The sequence below is a fragment of the Pseudomonas taeanensis MS-3 genome (assembly GCF_000498575.2).
Taxonomy (GTDB): domain Bacteria; phylum Pseudomonadota; class Gammaproteobacteria; order Pseudomonadales; family Pseudomonadaceae; genus Aquipseudomonas; species Aquipseudomonas taeanensis.
Genome location: NZ_AWSQ01000002.1, coordinates 45866 through 64688 on the forward strand (window position 1 = coordinate 45866; position 18823 = coordinate 64688).

General features: G+C 62.8%; 18 protein-coding genes. 6 read left to right on the forward strand and 12 right to left on the reverse strand.

All coding sequences use genetic code 11. The features are described from left to right. Positions 1–119 precede the first annotated feature (119 nt). Positions 120–365 (reverse strand): TIGR02450 family Trp-rich protein, encoded by a 246-nt coding sequence (locus tag TMS3_RS08360; RefSeq protein ID WP_025164813.1) that lies wholly within the window; start codon positions 363–365, stop codon positions 120–122. Further along, complete coding sequence (locus tag TMS3_RS08365) at positions 365–1354, reverse strand: NAD(P)/FAD-dependent oxidoreductase (RefSeq protein WP_025164814.1); 990 nt, start codon at positions 1352–1354, stop codon at positions 365–367. Before TMS3_RS08365 ends, TMS3_RS08360 begins: the two co-directional genes overlap by 1 nt. A gap of 200 nt (positions 1355–1554) precedes the next feature. Here TMS3_RS08365 and TMS3_RS08370 point away from each other — a divergent pair, with 200 nt between their 5' ends. The 3 genes from TMS3_RS08370 (at position 1555) to TMS3_RS08380 (ending at position 5081) form a co-directional block, all read left to right on the forward strand. Then, positions 1555–2457, forward strand: coding sequence for a TIGR01777 family oxidoreductase (locus TMS3_RS08370; RefSeq protein ID WP_025164815.1), 903 nt, complete (start codon positions 1555–1557; stop codon positions 2455–2457). 12 nt (positions 2458–2469) lie between these two features. Continuing rightward, complete coding sequence (gene hemH / locus TMS3_RS08375) at positions 2470–3492, forward strand: ferrochelatase (protein ID WP_025164816.1); 1023 nt, start codon at positions 2470–2472, stop codon at positions 3490–3492. A 257-nt stretch (positions 3493–3749) separates the two neighbouring features. After that, entirely contained in the window at positions 3750–5081 is a 1332-nt protein-coding gene (locus tag TMS3_RS08380) for a spinster family MFS transporter (protein ID WP_025164817.1), read from the forward strand. Between the two features lie 266 nt (positions 5082–5347). On the opposite strand, the gene TMS3_RS08385 is transcribed toward TMS3_RS08380, so the two are convergent. Both TMS3_RS08385 and upp read right to left on the reverse strand, forming a co-directional pair. After that, on the reverse strand, positions 5348–6613 hold the full coding sequence (locus TMS3_RS08385; protein ID WP_025164818.1) for a uracil-xanthine permease family protein: 1266 nt from the start codon (positions 6611–6613) through the stop codon (positions 5348–5350). Positions 6614–6615: 2 nt separating this feature from the next. Continuing rightward, positions 6616–7254: a uracil phosphoribosyltransferase gene (upp, locus tag TMS3_RS08390; protein WP_025164819.1), complete on the reverse strand. Its 639-nt coding sequence runs from the start codon at positions 7252–7254 to the stop codon at positions 6616–6618. A 281-nt stretch (positions 7255–7535) separates the two neighbouring features. Between upp and TMS3_RS08395 the strand changes: the two genes are divergently transcribed. The 3 genes from TMS3_RS08395 (at position 7536) to TMS3_RS08405 (ending at position 9680) form a co-directional block, all read left to right on the forward strand. Then, complete coding sequence (locus TMS3_RS08395; protein WP_025164820.1) at positions 7536–8093, forward strand: hypoxanthine-guanine phosphoribosyltransferase; 558 nt, start codon at positions 7536–7538, stop codon at positions 8091–8093. A gap of 4 nt (positions 8094–8097) precedes the next feature. Beyond that, positions 8098–8571 carry a WbuC family cupin fold metalloprotein gene (locus tag TMS3_RS08400; protein ID WP_025164821.1) on the forward strand — a complete coding sequence of 158 codons (474 nt, stop codon included), beginning with the start codon at positions 8098–8100 and terminating at the stop codon, positions 8569–8571. 101 nt (positions 8572–8672) lie between these two features. Then, on the forward strand, positions 8673–9680 hold the full coding sequence (locus TMS3_RS08405; RefSeq protein ID WP_025164822.1) for an Ldh family oxidoreductase: 1008 nt from the start codon (positions 8673–8675) through the stop codon (positions 9678–9680). A gap of 263 nt (positions 9681–9943) precedes the next feature. Here the strand turns inward: TMS3_RS08405 and TMS3_RS08410 are convergent, their stop codons facing one another. From TMS3_RS08410 to TMS3_RS08445, 8 genes are all read right to left on the reverse strand, one after another. Continuing rightward, a complete protein-coding gene (locus TMS3_RS08410) occupies positions 9944–11530 on the reverse strand; it encodes an aldehyde dehydrogenase (NADP(+)) (RefSeq protein ID WP_025164823.1) in 1587 nt (528 codons plus the stop codon). Positions 11531–11594: 64 nt separating this feature from the next. Then, the gene (locus tag TMS3_RS08415; protein ID WP_025164824.1) at positions 11595–12512 is read right to left on the reverse strand and encodes a dihydrodipicolinate synthase family protein; all 918 of its coding nucleotides are present in this window, start codon (positions 12510–12512) and stop codon (positions 11595–11597) included. Positions 12513–12678: 166 nt separating this feature from the next. After that, positions 12679–13710 (reverse strand): trans-3-hydroxy-L-proline dehydratase, encoded by a 1032-nt coding sequence (locus TMS3_RS08420; protein WP_025164825.1) that lies wholly within the window; start codon positions 13708–13710, stop codon positions 12679–12681. A 153-nt stretch (positions 13711–13863) separates the two neighbouring features. Further along, positions 13864–14586, reverse strand: coding sequence for an amino acid ABC transporter ATP-binding protein (locus TMS3_RS08425; protein WP_025164826.1), 723 nt, complete (start codon positions 14584–14586; stop codon positions 13864–13866). Next, positions 14579–15229: an amino acid ABC transporter permease gene (locus TMS3_RS08430; protein ID WP_025164827.1), complete on the reverse strand. Its 651-nt coding sequence runs from the start codon at positions 15227–15229 to the stop codon at positions 14579–14581. Before TMS3_RS08430 ends, TMS3_RS08425 begins: the two co-directional genes overlap by 8 nt. Positions 15230–15242: 13 nt before the next feature. Then, on the reverse strand, positions 15243–15923 hold the full coding sequence (locus TMS3_RS08435) for an amino acid ABC transporter permease (RefSeq protein ID WP_025164828.1): 681 nt from the start codon (positions 15921–15923) through the stop codon (positions 15243–15245). Then, positions 15916–17697 carry a cis-3-hydroxy-L-proline dehydratase gene (lhpI, locus tag TMS3_RS08440; protein WP_025164829.1) on the reverse strand — a complete coding sequence of 594 codons (1782 nt, stop codon included), beginning with the start codon at positions 17695–17697 and terminating at the stop codon, positions 15916–15918. Before lhpI ends, TMS3_RS08435 begins: the two co-directional genes overlap by 8 nt. A 61-nt stretch (positions 17698–17758) precedes the next feature. Beyond that, positions 17759–18574 (reverse strand): ABC transporter substrate-binding protein, encoded by an 816-nt coding sequence (locus TMS3_RS08445; RefSeq protein WP_025164830.1) that lies wholly within the window; start codon positions 18572–18574, stop codon positions 17759–17761. Positions 18575–18823: the final 249 nt, after the last annotated feature.

Consider the following 18823-nt stretch of genomic DNA (forward strand, 5'->3'; position numbering starts at 1 on the left):
AATACTTATACATCCAGATTTGGTTGTACAACTTAATTCCATCATAGGTGCGATATTGTGCATGTACAAATTATTTGTACAATTATTGTATAGGTTTGTTGGGTGGTGGGCCGTGCCCGCTATTTCCAGCCGATCTGCCAGTGCTGGGGATCTTGCAGGACGCGCCAGTCCAGGCACTGGCTGCGTTGGCTGTACACCGCTTGCAACTCGATGTGCAGCAGGGTGCCGTCCTCGTCGCAGAACAGTTGGCTGACCAGGAAGTGTTTTTCACGGTTCTGCGGGTGGACTGCCGTCCATTTGGACAGCAGCAGTTTGCGCGGGTTGAGGCGATGTTTCGCGGCGACGCTTAGTGCTGGGGCGTTCATTACAGGTGTTCGAGCAGCCTGCGCGCCGCCTCCTGGCCGCTGAGCCAGGCTCCCTCGACTCGGCCGGACAGGCACCAGTCGCCGCAGGCGTAGAGACCCAGGTTGGCGTCGGCCAGAACCCCCCACTGGTGCGCACTGGCTGGGCGGGCGTAGAGCCAGCGATGCGCCAGGCTGAAGGCGGGAGCGGGTACGGCGCAGCCGATCAACTCGGCAAAGGCGCCGTGCAGGTGCTCGATTACGGCTTCCTTGGACAGGTCGAGATGTTGCTTGCTCCAGCTGCTGCTGGCGTGCAGAACCCAGGTGTCCAGTGCGGTGTCACGACCGGGTTTGCTGCGATTGCGCGCCAGCCAGTCGAGTGGGTTGTCCTGCACGAAGCAGCCTTCGACCTGGCTCGCCAGGGGGCTGTCGAAGGCCAGGGCGACCGCCCAGGTTGGCTCCATCGCCACACTGGCAGCGGCGGCAGCGAGCTTCGGTGCCGCCGCCAGCAGCGCGCTGGCTTGTGGCGCCGGGGCTGCAACCACGACATGGCTGAACGGGCCGTGGCTCTGGCCCTCGGCATCCTGCAGGGTCCAGTGCTGCTCGCCGCGAAACACCTCGGTGATGTGGCAGGAGAAGTGCACGGGCAGGGCGCCGAGCATGGCGCGGGTAATGGCGCTCATGCGCGGGATGCCGACCCAGCGCACCTGTTCGTCCGGCGAGGCGCTGAGGAGGCCGTCGTTGCAGTGGTAGAGACTCGGCGTCCATTCGGCAACCCAGCCGCGAGCTTGCCACTGCTGCACCACTTCGACGAAGCGGCGGTCGCGGGCTGTGAAGTATTGCGCGCCCAGATCCAGGGAGCCGGCATCGCTGCGCTTGCTCGACATGCGCCCGCCGCTGCCGCGGCTTTTGTCGAACAACTCGACCTCTTGTCCAGCGGCATGCAGGGCCTGGGCGGCGGACAATCCGGCGATGCCGGTGCCGATGATGGCGATGGGTGCAGTTGCGCTCATGGTCTACCTCGTGTGCTAGAGCATTAGGCTACGCTTCAGGAAAAAGCTATACAATGTTTTGGTTGTGTATAGGCTTGATTCGATTAAATCGCGCCTCTCTATAGTATTAGGACAACCCTGAGTTGGATTAAAGACACGTTGTAACGTCATGAATCAGACTAGGGTGGATATGCCGTGTTACGCCATGCGAGGGAGATGTCATGCACATATTACTGACCGGCGGTACTGGACTGATTGGTCGGGCTCTGTGTAGCCACTGGGCGAAGCAGGGGCATCAGCTGACGGTATGGAGTCGCAGTCCGCAGCAGGTGCCAGGTTTATGTGGTGCGCAGGTGCGTGGCATCGGCCAACTCGAGGAACTGGGCGACGTAGGGTTGGATGCGGTGGTCAATTTGGCGGGTGCGCCGATTGCCGATCGACCCTGGACGCGCAAGCGCAAAACTCTGTTATGGGCCAGCCGGATCACCCTGACCGAGCAGTTGCTGGCGTGGCTGAAACTGTGTGAGCAGAAGCCACAGGTGCTGCTTTCCGGTTCGGCGGTGGGCTGGTACGGCGATGGCGGCGAGCGTGAGCTGCATGAGGATACCCCGCCGGTCTGCGAAGATTTCGCCGCGCAGTTGTGTGGCGCCTGGGAGGAAACCGCCCTTCGCGCCGAAGACCTGGGCATCCGCGTGGTGCTGGTGCGTACCGGTCTGGTGCTGGCGAAGGACGGCGGCTTTCTCAAGCGCTTGTTGTTGCCGTTCAAGCTGGGCCTGGGCGGGCCGCTCGGAGACGGACGGCAATGGATGTCGTGGGTTCATTTAGCCGATCAAGTCGCCCTGATCGATTTTCTCTTGCAGCAGCCGCAGGCCCGCGGTCCTTATAATGCCTGCGCGCCAGAGCCGGTGCGTAACGCCGATTTTGCCCGCGCCCTGGGCCGCGTGCTGCACCGTCCGGCGATTTTGCCGGCGCCGGCGTTGTTGCTGCGCGTCGGGCTGGGAGAATTATCCGCCTTGCTGCTGGGTGGTCAGCGTGCGCTGCCGCTGCGTTTAGGCGAGGCAGGCTTCACCTTTCGTTTCACCGATCTGGATACGGCCCTCGAGGACTTGTTGGGCCGTCACTGACTAGGAATAGATATGACCGATCACGCCCTGCTACTGGTCAACCTGGGCTCCCCTGCGTCGACCGAAGTGGCTGATGTCCGGCGTTACCTCAACCAGTTTCTGATGGACCCTTACGTGATCGACCTGCCGTGGCCGGTGCGCCGACTGCTAGTGTCGCTGATTCTGATCAAGCGCCCGGCGCAGTCGGCGCACGCCTATGCCTCGATCTGGTGGCCGGAGGGCTCGCCGCTGGTGGTGCTGAGTCGGCGGTTGCAGCAGGCGATACAGGCGCAGTGGCGTCACGGGCCGGTCGAGTTGGCGATGCGCTACGGCCAGCCGTCGATTGAGTCGGCGCTGCTGCGCCTGGCGGAGCAGGGCATCCAGCAAGTCACCCTGGCGCCGCTGTATCCGCAGTTCGCAGACAGCACGGTGACCACGGTGATCGAGGAGGCCAAACGGGTCGTGCGCGCGCACAACCTGAACCTGCGTATCGCCGTGCTGCCGCCGTTCTACGATCAGCCGGAATACCTCGACGCCCTGGTGGACAGCGCCAAGCCCTATCTGCAGCAGCCGTTCGATCATCTGCTGTTGAGTTTTCACGGCCTGCCCGAGCGTCATCTGCACAAACTCGACCCCAGCGGCCACTGCCTGCAGGGCGCCGACTGCTGCCGCACGGCCTCGCCCGAGGTGCTGGCTCACTGTTACCGCGCACAATGTTTGCGCAGCGCCGCGGCCTTCGCCAGCCGTCTGGGTCTAGGCCCGGAGCAATGGTCGGTGTCGTTCCAGTCGCGCCTGGGCCGGGCCAAGTGGATCGAGCCCTATACCGAAACTCGCCTGGACGAGCTGGGTAAGCAGGGGGTGAAGAAGCTACTGGTGATGTGCCCGGCCTTTGTCGCCGATTGCATCGAGACCCTGGAAGAGATCGGCGACCGGGGCCTTGAGCAATTCCAGGCCGCAGGTGGCGAAAGCCTGCAGCTGGTGCCCTGCCTCAACGATCATCCGAGCTGGGTGGCGGCGCTGAACAGCCTGAGCGAACGAGCGCCGCTGATGCTTTGAGTGCCCATGCTTTTGCTGGGCGGGAGGGACGTCGCTTGATCAGCGTGTCAGTCAGTAGCCCGGATGCAATCCGGGGAATCTAAATCTCCCGGACTGCATCCGGGCTACGTACGGGTCGGTTATCAGTCCGAAGGGATGCCGCGCATTCGCCAGATTGATAACGGGGTCTTGTCATACTCACCATGGCCAATGTCGGCCTAAGCTGGAGTCTCTTTCAACCGTCGCGCACCGCGTAAACGGTGCCGAGGAGACCGCCAGTGTCCAACAACAATAACGGCTATCCCTCCAATGTCCGCGCCTGGACCACTGTCGCCATTCTGATGGTGGCGTACGTGTTGTCCTTTATCGACCGGCAGATCCTCAACCTGCTGGTCGGCCCCATTCGTCGCGACCTGCTGATCAGCGATACGCAGATGAGCCTGCTAATGGGCTTGTCCTTCGCCCTGTTCTACACCGTCTGTGGCATTCCCTTGGGGCGTCTGGCCGACACCCGGAGCAGGCGTGGGCTGATCGCCATCGGCATCCTGTTCTGGAGTGCGGCCACCGCCGCCTGCGGAATGGCCAGGCTGTACTGGCAGTTCCTGATCTGTCGGATCGGCGTGGGTGTCGGTGAAGCGGCCTTGTCGCCAGCGGCTTATTCGCTGATCGCCGACAGCTTTCCCGCCGAGCGCCGCGCCACAGCCATCAGTGTCTACTCGATGGGGGTCTACCTGGGCTCGGGCCTGGCCTTTCTGTTCGGTGGCCTGGTGATCAAGTTGGCCTCGGCTCAAGGCGACGTGCTGCTGCCGATAGTGGGCGAAGTGCGGCCCTGGCAACTGATTTTTCTCGCGCTTGGCGCCGCCGGTGTGCTGTTCACCCTGCTCATGCTGGCGGTCAAAGAGCCAGCACGGCGTGGTGTCGGGGCGGGGGTGGTAGTGCCGCTGGCCGATGTCGGGCGCTATATTCGCGCCAACAAACGGACCGTGTTGTGCCATAACTTCGGCTTCGCCGGCCTGGCGTTCGCCGGCTACGGCAGCGCAGCCTGGGTGCCGACCTTTTTTATTCGCACTTATGGCTGGGATGCCGGCCAGGTCGGCATCGTCTACGGCAGCATCGTCGCGGTGTTCGGTTGCCTGGGCATCGTCTTCGGTGGACGCTTGGCCGACTGGATGGCCAAGCGTGGGCGCAGTGACGCCAATATGCGTGTCGGTCTGTACGCCGCCATCGGTGCGGCGCCTTGTGTGGTGGCCTTCCCCTTGATGGACGAGGCGCTGTGGGCCGTGTTGCTGATGGCGCCAACGGTGTTCTGCCTGAGCATGCCTTTTGGCGTAGCTCCCGCAGCGATCCAGGAAATCATGCCCAACTCCATGCGGGGTCAGGCCTCGGCGATCTACCTGTTCGTTATCACCCTGATCGGTTTGGGTATTGGTCCGACGGCTGTCGCGCTGGTCACCGACTATGTATTCGCCGACGACCAGGCGTTGCGTTACTCGCTGTTGATCGTTTCTTCGTTGGCGGTATTTTCCTCTATCGCCCTGTTGAACAAAGGCTTGCAACCCTATCGTGAGAGCGTGGTGCGCCTGCAGCAATGGTCGGCCGAGCCGGCCTGAGCGAGTGGCCTGCGTGGCGAGTTCGATGAGTCAGTATCGGTGCGTGAGGCCCCGATACTGCGTCGCCGCTCCTCGCCATAGCCCACTATGACGCGTCGCAGCACCTGGTCTCGAAGCCTCAGCATCCGAACTTGAGTTAACCCACCAACCGTTCAGGCGGGTAGTCCTGGAAATAAAAATGCCCCGCACTTGGCGGGGCATTCTTATCTCTGGCTGATGGCGCGCTGCGCGAGCACGCGGGTTGCGGCGCACTGCCCGAGTTGTTTTCAGGCCTGATCGTCGCTCAACGTCTTGCTGCGCCAGCCCTGACCGCCGGGCAGCAGCAGGTTGAGCAGGATGGCGATGATGCCGCACAGCGAGATGCCCTTGAGGCTGACGTCGCCGGCGCCGATCACCATGCCGCCGATGCCGAACACCAGAGTCACCGCGACTATTACCAAATTGCGCGCCTCGGACAGGTCGACCTGGTGGCGGATCAGGGTGTTCAAACCGACCACCGCGATGGAGCCGAACAGCAGGCAGAGGATGCCGCCCATTACCGGTACCGGAATGCTCTGCAGGGACGCGCCGAACTTGCCGATAAAGGCCAGGAGCATGGCGATCACTGCGGCCCAGAGCATCACCTTGGGGTTGAAGTTCTTGGTCAGCATCACCGCGCCGGTGACTTCCGAATAGGTGGTGTTGGGTGGGCCGCCGAGCAGGCCTGCGGCGGAGGTGGCCAAGCCATCCCCGAGCAGGGTGCGATGCAGGCCGGGTTTCTTCAGGTAATTCTTGCCGGTCACGGTGCCGATCGCCAGCACGTCGCCGATATGCTCGATAGCCGGGGCGATGGCCACTGGCAGCATGAACAGGATGGCGCCCCAATGCAGTTCGGGGGCGACGAAGTTCGGCACGGCCAGCCAGGGCGCGGCGGCAATGGGGGCGAAGTCGATCACCCCGAACATCCAGGACAATCCATAACCCACGGCGACGCCGGCGAGAATCGGCACCAGACGCAGGATACCTCTGCCCACCACGGCCATCACCAGGGTGGTAATCAGCGCCGGCAGGGAGATCATCAAGGCAATGTCATAGGGCACCAGTTGCGCACTGGCGTCACCGGCCTTGCCCATCGCCATATTGGCGGCGACCGGGGCCAGGCCCAGGCCGATGGACATGATTACCGGGCCGATCACCACCGGCGGTAGCAAACGGTCGATAAAGCCGGTGCCCTTGAGGCGCACCGCGCCGGCCAGCAGCATATACATGAGGCCAGCGGCGACCAGGCCGCCGAGCGTCGCCGGCAGGCCGAAGTCGGCCTTGGCGGCGAGAATCGGTGCGATAAAGGCGAAACTGGAGGCGAGAAACACCGGCACCTGGTTCTTGGTCACCAGCTGGAAAATCAGCGTGCCGAGACCAGCGGTGAACAGCGCCACGTTAGGGTCCATGCCGGTGATCAGCGGCATAAGCACCAGCGCGCCGAAGGCCACGAAAAGCATTTGCGAACCGGCCAGGGCCTGGCGCCAGGGGGCGTCTTGCAGGTGATCCTGCATACTCAGGCGTCCTTCTGCTTGGTGCCGAAGATCTTGTCGCCGGCATCGCCGAGACCGGGAATGATGTAGCCGTGCTCGTTCAGGCGCTCATCGATGGAGGCGGTATAGATGGTCACGTCCGGGTGGGCATCGGTCACCGCCTTGATGCCTTCAGGCGCGGCGACCAGCACCATGGCGCGGATCTCCTTGCAGCCGGCCTTCTTCAGCAGGTCGATGGTGGCGACCATCGAACCGCCGGTGGCGAGCATCGGGTCGATGATCATCGCCAGGCGCTCGTCGATCTCCGGCACCAGCTTCTCCAGATAGGTGTGCGCTTGCAGGGTCTCTTCGTTGCGCGCCACGCCTACGGCGCTGACCTTGGCCCCGGGAATCAGGCTGAGTACGCCGTCGAGCATGCCGATACCGGCGCGCAGGATCGGCACCACGGTGATCTTCTTGCCGGAGATCTTCTCGACCTGGACAGTGCCGCACCAGCCCTCGATCTCGTAGCTTTCCAGGGGCAGGTCCTTGGTCGCCTCATAGGTCAGCAAGGCCCCGACTTCCTGCGCCAGTTCGCGGAAATTCTTCGTGCTGATATCGACGCGGCGCATCAGACCGAGCTTGTGGCGGATCAGCGGATGGCGGATCTCGAGAATGGGCATGGCGGGTTCTCCGGCAGGGCTGGCAAAAATGCCGTTAGATTAAAGCATTGGCCGGGCCAAGTGGTGGCGTATGGCCGAGTCTTTCTAGAGGTTAGCGTTTAATATCCCCCAGTTCGCCGATAAACCCGCCGGTTGCGACCGGGTTAGGATACTCAGGGGCCACGCTCGTTCATCAGGGCTTGCCCCCTGGATGGCAGATGCGTACCTTTGCCGACTTTTATTTTGACGTACCGATCAGGTTCTCTGCCTTGCGCAGTGCCGCCCACTGAAGAGGAATCACCATGTCCGCCGATCTCGCGCACATTCGCCAAGTCATGGCGGAAGCCGATTGCCTGTACACCGAAGCCGAAGTCGAAGCGGCCATTGAGCAGATCGCCGTGGCGATCAATGGCGAGTTGGCCGAACGCAATCCCGTGGTGTTCTGCGTGATGAACGGTGGGTTGATCTTCACCGGCAAGCTGCTGCCAAAACTCGACTTCCCGCTGGAAGTGTCCTATCTGCATGCCACCCGCTACCGCAACGAAACCAGCGGCGGCGAGCTGTTCTGGAAGGCCAAGCCGGAAGTCTCTTTTATCGACCGCGACGTGCTGATCATCGACGATATCCTCGATGAAGGGCACACCCTCGGCGCCATCATCGATTTCTGCCGCCACGCCGGCGCCCGCGCGGTGCATACCGCTGTGCTGATCGACAAGGACCACGACCGCAAGGCGCGCCCGGACCTGAAAGCCGATTACGTCGGTCTGCCCTGCATCGACCGCTACATCTTCGGTTACGGCATGGACTACAAGGGCTACTGGCGCAACGCCGCCGGCATCTTTGCGGTCAAGGGGCTGTAAGCCCATGGACGCACCGCGCTTTCTCGATCAAACCCTGTTCGCCGAACTGGCCGGGAAGGCCGCGGCCAGTCCGCGCCAGCGTCAGCACCACAACTTCCACCAGATGGAAGAGCCTTGCCACCGCATGGCCGTGGGCTTGCAGCCAGATACCTATATTGCGCCGCACCGTCACCTGTCGGCGGATAAGGCCGAAGCCTTGCTGGTGCTCAAGGGACGTCTGGGCCTGCTGATTTTCAGCGACAGCGGCGAGCTGCTGGAAACGCGCGTGCTCGAGGAGGGCGGCGACTGTATCGGCGTCGATCTGCCGCCCGGTGTGTTCCACGCCCTGGTGGTGCTGGCCGCCGACAGTATTCTGTTCGAGTGCAAGGCCGGCCCCTACCGGCCGGTCGGTGAGGGCGAGCGCGCGCCCTGGGCACCGAGCGAAGGTGACGCGGAGGTCGCCGACTATCTGGCCTGGATGCGTGGGCAGTTCTCCTGAGCACTGCTGTGCCGAATTCGTCATCCTGTCTAGGTAAAGGGGTCAAGCCGCTTTAGCCCCCAGGCGCCACTCTAGCCACTGGCTATCAGAGGAGGCTGACCGTGATTCAATTGACCCTGGAACAGGCGCGCGAACTGGCGCAAAAAATTTTACGTGGCAACGGCTTCAGCGAGCCCCATGTACAGGCAGTGAGCGCTACGGTGCTGGCGGGTGAGCGTGATGGCTGCGCGTCCCATGGCTTGTATCGCGTGCTCGGCTGCGTCAGCTCGCTGAAGGCAGGCAAGGTCGTTGCGGACGCCGACCCGGAGGTCATCGATCAGGCCCCGGCGCTGGTTCGGGTGGATGCCAAGGGTGGCTTTTCTCAGCTGGCGTTTCAGGCCGGCTTGCCGGTACTGGTTGAAAAGGCCAGGCAGTGCGGAATAGCCGCGCTGGCGATTAATCGCTGTGTGCACTTCTCGGCATTGTGGGTCGAGATCGAGGCGCTGACCGAGGCCGGTCTGGTGGCATTCGCCTTCACTCCAAGCCATGCCTGGGTGGCACCGGCAGGTGGCAGCAAGCCGGTGTTCGGTACCAATCCGATTGCCTTCGGTTGGCCACGTGCCGGGCACAACCCGTTTATTTTTGATTTCGCCACCAGCGCGATTGCCCGTGGTGAGATTGAACTGCATCGGCGTGCGGGCAAGCCCATTCCGCTGGGCTGGGGGATTGACCAGCATGGTCAGCCGAGCACGGATGCCGAGGCGGTCATGAACGGCGCCATGCTGACCTTTGGCGGGCACAAAGGCTCAGCGCTGGCGGCGATGGTGGAGCTGATTGCCGGCCCGCTGATTGGTGATCTGACCAGTGCCGAATCACTGGCTTATGACGCGGGCAGCAAGTCATCGCCGTATCACGGTGAACTGATCGTGGTGATTGATCCAAGGCGCTTTCTCGGTGAAGCCACCGATGAGCATCTGGCTCGAGCCGAGGCGATGTTCGAGAGTATCCAGGGCCAAGGCGCGCGCCTGCCGTCGCAGCGTCGCTACGAGGCCCGAGCGCGCAGCGCCGAGCAGGGCGTGCAGATTCCCCAGGCCTTGTATGACGATCTCAAGGCGCTGATTGCCGACTAGCGACAGAACCGTAGGGTGGGTTAGGCGCCTGGTGCAGGGCTATAGGCTGTTGCCGGCCAGTGGCGCCGTAACCCACCATGATGAGCAAGCCGATTGCCTTCTGGTGGGTTACGCGGCGTACGGTTATCGAGGTGAGGTGATATACCGCGATACGCCGCTAACCCACCCTACGAAACCCTCGCAGCCCATCATCGGGGCATAGCCAAAAAAGCTCCGGCTCGCTGAACCGGGGCAAGGCAAGAACCCTAAGGCTGAGCCGACAGCTATCCGGCCAGGGGGTCGCGCGTGGTTTCACCATCAACCAAACGGGCAATTCCCAGTGGGTTGGCGTTTTGCAGGGCTTGCGGGAGCAATTGATCAGGACAGTTCTGGTAGCATACCGGCCGCAGGAAGCGGTTGATGGCAAGGCTGCCCACCGAGGTGCCGCGCGAGTCCGAGGTGGCGGGGTAAGGGCCGCCATGAACCATCGCGTCACACACTTCCACACCCGTTGGGTAGCCGTTGAACAACACCCGGCCGACCTTCTGCTCAAGCAGCGCTAGTACATCGGCGAAGGGCGCGAGGTCTTCACGTTCGGCGATCAGGGTGGCGGTCAGCTGTCCGTGTAAACCTTGCAGCGCTGCCAGCAGTTCGGTCTTGTCCGTCACTTCGACCACAAGGGTGGTCGGGCCGAAAACTTCTTCCTGGAGCAGTTCGTCGCCATTCAGCAACAAGCTCACATCCGCTTGGAACAGCTGCGGCTGGGCTTTGCCCGCGGTTTGCCGGGCGCCTGCCAGATGTTCGATGCCAGGGTGCGCAAGGAGGCGGTCGACACCGCGCCGGTAACTGTCGAGGGTGCCGGCATTGAGCATGGTCTGCGCCGGCTGTGCGGCCATCTGGGCGCTGAATTCTTGCAGGAATGCGCTGAATTCAGCCGAGCGCAAGCCGATCACCAGGCCCGGGTTGGTGCAGAACTGGCCACAGCCAAGGACCACGGACGCACTCAGTTCGCTGGCAATTTTGCTGCCGCGCTGCTGCAGGGCGGTCGGCAGCAGCAGCACCGGGTTGATGCTGGACATCTCGGCGAACACCGGGATCGGCTGCGGGCGAGCGGCGGCCATGTCGCACAGCGCCCGGCCGCCCTTGAGGGAACCGGTAAAGCCGACGGCTTGAATCAGGGGGTGCTTGACCAGGTCGGCACCCACACCATTGCCAAAGATCATGTTGAACACGCCGGCGGGCATGGCGGTTTTTTCGGCGGCGCGAATGATCGCATCGGCCACGCATTCCGCTGTGGCCATGTGGCCGCTGTGCGCCTTGAATACCACCGGGCAGCCTGCCGCTAGCGCTGCGGCGGTGTCGCCACCGGCGGTGGAGAAAGCCAGCGGAAAGTTGCTGGCGCCAAACACTGCGACCGGGCCTACGCCAATGTTGTACTGCCGCACATCCGGGCGCGGCAGCGGCTGGCGCTCGGGCAGGGCGCCATCAATGCGTGCGCCGTAGAAGTCGCCGCGGCGTAATACCTTGGCGAACAAGCGCATCTGCCCACTGGTGCGGCCCCGTTCGGCCTGGATGCGTCCTGCAGGCAGTGCGGTTTCGCGGCATACCAGGGCAACGAAGTCCTCATCAAGGGCATCTATTTCGTCGGCGATGGCCTCGAGAAACTCGGCGCGGCGGCTGGCCGGCAGACTGCGAAACTGTCCATATGCCGCCGCCGCAGCCTGCGCGGCGGCATCAACTTCAGCCGCCGTGGCCTGGCTGAAGCGGTAGGGCAGGGCTTCGCCTGTGCAGGCGTCGAAGCTGGTCTGGGTGTCTTGGCCGGCAGCGCTGCGAGCGCCGCCGATGTAGTTGTGGCCGAGAATTTCCGCCATGCGGGGTCCTCCGTTGAAGGCCGCGCTCGTCGCCGAGCGAGGCGCTGTAGGCTGGGGGGCGGGGCTACAGGCCGACATCCGGCAGTGCCGGGCGGTTGGCCATGGCCTTGGCCATGATCGTCTCGACGTGGGCGCGGTCCTCGCCTTGCAGGGCCAGGCGTGGCGGGCGGGTCAGGGCGTTGCCGCGCCCGGCGATTTCCTCGCACAGCTTGATGCACTGCACCAGGTCCGGGCGGGCGTCGAGGTGGAGGATCGGCATCAGCCATTCGTAGATCGGCATGGCTTCGTCGAAGCGCCCGGCCTTGCACAGGCGGAAGATGGTTTCGCCTTCCTTGGGGAACACGTTGGACATCCCGGAGATCCAGCCCTCGGCGCCGACGGCGATGCTTTCCAGGACCACGTCATCGAGACCGGCGAACAGGATGAAGCGGTCGCCCACCTGGTTGCGCACGTCGACGAAGCGCCGGGTGTCGCCGGAGGAGTCCTTGAAGCACACCACGTTCTCGATGTCGGCCAGGGAGATGAGGATCTCCGGGGTGACGTCGTTTTTGTAGATCGGCGGGTTGTTGTAGACCATCACCGGCAGGTCGGTGCCCGTGGCGACGCTGCGAAAGTGCGCGGCGGTCTCGTGCGGCTTGGAGGAGTAAACCAGCGCGGGCATCACCATGATGCCGTCGACGCCGACCCGCTCAACCGCCTTGGCCACCTTGGCGGCGCCGGCGCTGGTGAACTCGGCGATGCCGCAGATCACCGGCACGCGGCCAGCGGACGCGTCCTTGGCCACTTCGGTGACGGCCATCTTCTCCTCGATGGTCAGCGAGGTGTTCTCGCCGACGCTGCCGCAGACCACCAGGCCGGATACGCCGTCGCGCACCAGGTTGGAGATCACCTTGTGGGTCTCCTCCAGGTTTACCGAGAAGTCAGGGTTGAATTGAGTGGTGACTGCAGGGAAGACCCCGCTCCAGTTGACGCGCTTGCTCATGGTTTTGCCTCCGGTTGCGAATAATGTATTTCGTATACGATATAGTCTTGACGAAGAAATGCCAGACAAATTTTGCATCGAGGATGCGGGTCGTTCTGGGTGTGCTGTGCTGCTTATCGTTGCAGCTTGTGCCCACCGGGGTCGCGGCAGGCAGCGAGAGTTTGGCTCAGGCCTCTACCGGCCAGGTATCGGACAATCGGTAGCCTTGCGGCCAGGGATCGCTCGGGTCGAGCAGGTGCTGGTGAGTGCCGGTGATCCAGGCCCGGCCGGAAAGGCAGGGGATGATCGCCGGACGCCCGGCCACCTCGCAGAGGCTATCGATATGGCAGTGGAACTCGGAACCGATGATCGAACGGCCGATAAAACGCTCGCCGACCTGCAACTGGCCCTTGGCGTGCAGCACCGCCATGCGTGCCGAGCAGCCGGTGCCGGTGGGCGAACGGTCGACCTTGCCGGGGCGGATCACCACCGCGTTGGCGGCGCTGGCGATACCGTTCTCGCGGCTCACCGGGGCGGCCAGCTGGCAGAAGGAAATATGCGCCCAGTCCGGGTTCAGCGGGTGGATGAAGCCCAGCTGCTGATTGGCCGCACGGGTGATTTTCAGCCCGCAGGCGGCCAGGTCGGCGGCTTCGTCGGCGCTGAGGGCAAAGCCCAGGGCGTGGGCGTCGGCGATCACGAAGCTGTCGCCGCCATAGGCGGTGTCCACCTGCAGTGAGCCGATGCCTTCCACCTCGATCCAGGCATCCAGCCGGTCGGCGAAGGAGGGCAGGTTACGCACCTCGACGCGCTCGACCTTGCCGTCACGACACTGCGCGACGGCTTCGATCAGGCCGCCGGGGGCTTCCAGTACCAGGCGAGTTTCTGGCTCGCTCATCGGCAGGATGCCGGTTTCCAATAGCACGGTGGCCACGCACAACGAGTTGGAGCCCGACATCGGCGGGGTGTCGGCCGGCTCCATGATGATCCAGGCCATCTGCGCCCGTGGATCCTTGGCCGGCACCAGCAGATTGACGTGGCGGAACACGCCGCCGCGCGGCTCGTTGAGCATGAAGTTGCGCAAGGTCTGGTCTTCGGCGATCCAGCGCGATTGCGCCCAGACCGTGTCGCCGGGCGGCGGGGCCACGCCGCCGACTATCACATCGCCGACCTCGCCCTCGGCATGGCAGCTGACCACATGAATGATCTTCGAAGAACGCATGGCAGACTCCTAGCAAGACGATGAAAAACTACCTACGTTGCCGATACGGCGTTAAAAACGGCCTCAAAATGCTCATTTACAGCCAGTAAACTGCGCTTTTTCGGCCGTTTTTGCCTTGTCTCGGCCGCCTCGCCTACGTTTCTCAACGCCCTGCTAGAGCACGGACTTGAGGAAATCGGCGGTTTCCGCACGCTGCGGGTTGCCGAGCACTTGCTCGGGTGTGCCGATCTCATGCACCAGACCGTCGCGGAAGAACGCCACGCGGTCGGACACCTCGCGGGCGAAGCTGATCTCGTGGGTCACCAGCACCATGGTCATGCCGTCCTCGGCGAGCAGGCGCATGGTGTCCAGCACCTCGCCGACCAGTTGCGGGTCGAGCGCCGAGGTGGCTTCGTCGAACAGCATGTAATCCGGCGACATGGCCAGGGCGCGGGCGATGGCCATGCGCTGTTGCTGGCCGCCGGAAAGCTTGCCGGGGAACACATTGAACTTATCGCCGAGGCCAACATGGGTGAGTTGCTTGATGGCCATTTCCTCGGCCTCTGCACGGCTTTGGCCACGCACTTTGCGCGGTGCCAGCATGACGTTCTCCAACACCGTGAGGTGCGGGAAGGCGTTCCACTGCTGGAACACGATGCCGATCTTCTGCCGCAGCTGGTTGAGGTCGGTGGCTTTGTCATGCACCTCGACGCCGTCGACACGAATGCTGCCCTGATGAATCGATTCAAGGCCATTGATGCACATCAGCAGGGTCGATTTACCCGAGCCCGAACCACCGATGATCGACACCACTTCGCCTTTTTCGACGGTCAGGCTGACGCCCTTGATCACATCCAGGTCGCCGAAGGATTTGTGTACGCTTTCGATCTCAATCATTTTCCTGCCACCTTTTCTCCAGTTGATTACCCAAACGGGCTACAACCAGGCTGATGAAGTAGTAGATAAGCCCTGCGATGCACAGGACCAGCAGCGGTTCTTGGATGCGTGTGACGATGGTTTGTGAGGAGCGCAGCAGTTCGATGATGCCAATCCACATGACCAGGGCGGTGTCTTTCATCACCGACAGGGTCAGGTTCAGCCAGCCCGGAAATGCCACGCGGGTGGCCATCGGCATGACGATGTAGCGCAGGTCTTGCCAGTAGCTCAACCCCAGCGAGCGGCTGGCGCGGCGTACATTGGGCGATACCGCGAGGACACCGCTGCGCACGACTTCCGTGCAATAGGCCGTGGCGTATACGCCGAGCACTACGCAGGCAACGGTGAAGGCGCTCCAGTCAAGGCCGACGATGCTTTTCAGCGAGTTGAACAGCACGAACTGGATCAGCAGCGGCACACTGCGGAAGATATCCAGCACCCAGGCCAGCGGCAGGGTTGCTCGCGGCAACGTGGCGCGCAGCAGGCCACAGATAACCCCGCCGAATGTGCCCAGCAGCATCGACCAGAGGGTCAGCGCAATAGTGGTCCAGGCACCCTGGAGCATGAACAGCAGATCGGTTGAGGTGAGGCTGGTAGTCAACATGGCCATTGCCCTCTTAGTAGCGGAACAGGCGCCAGCCGAGTAGGCGGGCGACCATGACGATGGCTTTGGCAATCAGGTAATAAAGCACTGCCGCGAGCGCGAAATACTCAAAGGTGCGGAAGGTCTTTACGTTGTAGTCCTGGGTGACCCCGGTGAGGTCGTTGTTGAGGCCGACGATGACCCCCAGCGAGGTCATCAGTACGGCCCAGACCATCTGATTGGTCAGGGGGTAGAACACGATGCGCAGTAGCTGCGGGACGATGATCAACTGGTAGGCCTTGAATGCGCTCATCCCCAGTGAACGGGCCGCGCGCATCTGGGTATCGGGCACGGCCTTGAGCCCGCCACGAAAGTTTTCTGCCAGGTAGCCGGCGTTGTTGAACGTGATCCCGGCCAGCAGTGCGGCCCATGAGCTGATGTGCAGGCCGAACGAACCGAGGCCGAAGTACAACAGGTAGATCTGAAACAACGAAGGGGTGTTACGGGCAACCGAGACCCAGGCCCCGGAAACACCCCGCGCCAGCGGGTTCTGGCTCTGCCGCATGACGGTCAACAGCAGTGCGATCAGCACGCCAAAGACCATCGATAGCGCGGCCGTCTCAAAGGTAACCCAGGCACCGCCGAGCATGTCCGGGAGTGCCTTTAAAGCCGAGCGCCAGTGAAAGTTATAGTCAAACCAAACATAGTCAAACATCGCTCAATTTTTCCCTTGGCTGATGGGCCTGGCTCAACCAGGCGGGAAGCTCGCCGCTGACAAACCCTCGGCAGGCCGCTTCGACGCAGGCCGCCAGGCTGCCGAAATGCACCGTGCGTCCGACCAGGCCTGGGGCGTAGTGGGCGTACTTGCCTGAGTTGGTCATCAGGCTGGTGGTGCCGACCGGGAGCACCGGCTCGCCGAGCATGCACCAGCAGGTATCGGTCACCAGTTGTGCGCCAAACGCATCGAGCGTCGCCAGGTAGCCCGCCGCGCTGGCTTGTTGCTGCACGTGTCGTCCGCAGGTGATCACCAGGGCGACGTCGGGGTGTTTGCTGCGGCCCTCACACAATGCGGCCAAGACGGCGAACTCGCTCAAAGAGAAGTGCGGATTGCCTAGCGCTACCAGGCCCAACTGCGCAGACGGCGCACTGTTGAGTTCGTTCCAGCTCTCGAGCAAGCCGGCGGCGCTGACTGTTTCAATGTGCTGGGCCGGGAGGCCGCCCAGCGCCTGCTCTATGCTGGCGGCTTCTGGGGTAACTCCGGCGATGTGGAACATCGGGGCGCCGGAGGTGGTCGCGAATGCGGCGCCAAAGGCCTTTAAATCGTCCCGCGTAGGCGCCGCGTTGTGCAAACCGTCGAGCACGGGGATCTGGCTGCCCGACAACGCGCCGACGTGATAGCCGAGTAGTGGATAGAACGCATCATCGAGTGGGCCGAGCGGCGCTACTTGAATGAGCAGAGTGGCCAAGCGGCCGGCATCCAGATGGCAGCCGGTGAGGGGCGCGCGACCGGTCAGGGCGATGCAGATATCCAGATAGTCCGGGTATTTCTGCGTCCGGGCGCCGAGTACGCTGTTGGCATACACCACGGCGTTGGATTCAGCCCAGACCACTTGTTCATTGGCCTGCGGCGCGCTGTCGAGCAGGTAGGGTGCGCAGGTGTAACTCAGTTGCGCCCCCATTGCCATATACGCCTCACCAAGCTGGCTGGCGGGTTCGCCGAATGCCGGGTCGATGCCTTGCTGGCGCCAGAGACGCTGGTCGACCGAGATCGAGTTGAGCGTGGTCGGGACTCTGACGGCCGCCCCCCAGGCAAGCAATTGTTCGGCAAAGCGCAGGCTGGCCGGGCCGGTATAGATGCAGCCGTCGATGTGCGCCTGGGTGATATCGATCAATTCGCCGGCGCCCTGGAGCTCGGCCATTTGCAAGACGATCTGCATGGCGACCTGCGCGGCCTTGCCGTGTTTGCCTGCCAGCAAGTCGCGGTCCGTGTCGTTCAAGGCAATTGGGCCAGTGGCCCCGTGTGTGACGCTGGTCTTTGACGTGGTCGCTTGCCAATTATCCGCGGGAATCTGGGTGAAGGCGCTAACCCGATCATCTTCAACGCGGACAAACGCGCAGTCATGCAGCCGGGAAAAGGCTTCAGGCCCGATGCAGACGACGGGCAAGCCACAGTCAAACAAGCTCTGGGCGATCAGCACGCCCAGGCTGAGAATTTCTTCGGGATGTGCCACCACCAGTGCGGCAGGGGCATGGCCGTTGAGAATCAGTTCCAGGAGTACGCTGCTGCCGGTGCAGGAGCCGCGGCCACTGGGGATGGCCAGCACGCGTCCCGCAATTATCTGGCCGCTGAGGGGATGGTGGCGATCGATCACCTCACCGCTAAATGGATCGACGCCGCCCCAGAAGCTCAGGCCGACGTCGGCATAGAGCAACTCGCCTTGTGCATTGCCTGCAACCAGCCTGCGTGCCGTTACTGCGAATTCAGGCATGTTTAACTCCCGCACGGCCGGGTTGGCGACCGTGCGTTAACCAGTGGATGGGGGCGCGTGCTTAGTAGTAAACGCCTGGAACCGTCAGCTCCACCGGAGTGCCGCCGACCCACTTCTGGTACAGCTCGGCATAGCGACCCGAACGGACCTGCTGGTTGACGAAGAGATTGAGGTAGTTGATCAGGCCGTACTCGTTGCGCTTGGCCGCCAGGGACACGTAGTCGATGGTGTAGGGCGCATTGCCGGCCACTTTGAGGCCTTTGTATTTGCCTGACTTGAGGGTCGAGGCCGCCACTGTGTTGGTCACCACAGAGGCGTCGATGTGACCCTGAGTCACGGCGAGGATGGTGTCGTTCTGGCTCTGGTAAGCGCGGAAGCTGGCGTCATTGCCCCAGCTTTTGACGTCTTTTTCCAGGGCGATCGCCTCGAAGGTGCCACTGGTGTTACCCACTGGGCGCCCTTTGAGGTCTGCGTATTTCTCAATGCCACTGTCTTCGCGGGTCAGCACGACCATCTGAAAGGCAAAGTAGGGCACGGTCATCGCCACGGTTTTTGCGCGTTCAAGGGTGTCGGAGGTTGAGGCGACGATGATGTCGGCCCGGCCTGAGATCAGCGCGGGAATGCGGTCCGGGAACGGGGTTTCGACCACTTCAGGGGTTACCCCAAGGACTTTCGCCAGGTCAGCGCAATAGTCGACGTCAAAACCGGCGGGCTTGTTGCCTTCATCGCGAAAGCCCATGGGTGGGAAGTCCAGGGTCACGGCGCAGCGCAGTTTGCCCGATTCGATGATGTCGTCGAGTTTGTCGGCCTGGGCCTGGCCAATCAGGGACGCGCTAAGAGCAACGGTGAGGGCTACGGCAGTTGTTGGATTTTTCATAGGGGCCTCGTGGTGGTGTGGGGTCGAGCAGTTATAGAGTCTCGCGCCTTTCGTATCAAGGATTTCGTATACGATATTTTATATGCACTGCCTGTGCCAAGAAACGACGGGGTGCTGGTGGGCAGGCAATAAACGGCGCTGTCGGACCGCGCGAGCCGCTGAGGGCGGGCACTGGAGGTATTCGTGAAGTTTTCTTGATGAGACGCGCCGCCCAGCCCGCAGGCAGCGCGCGCAGGGGCGAGTGTCACC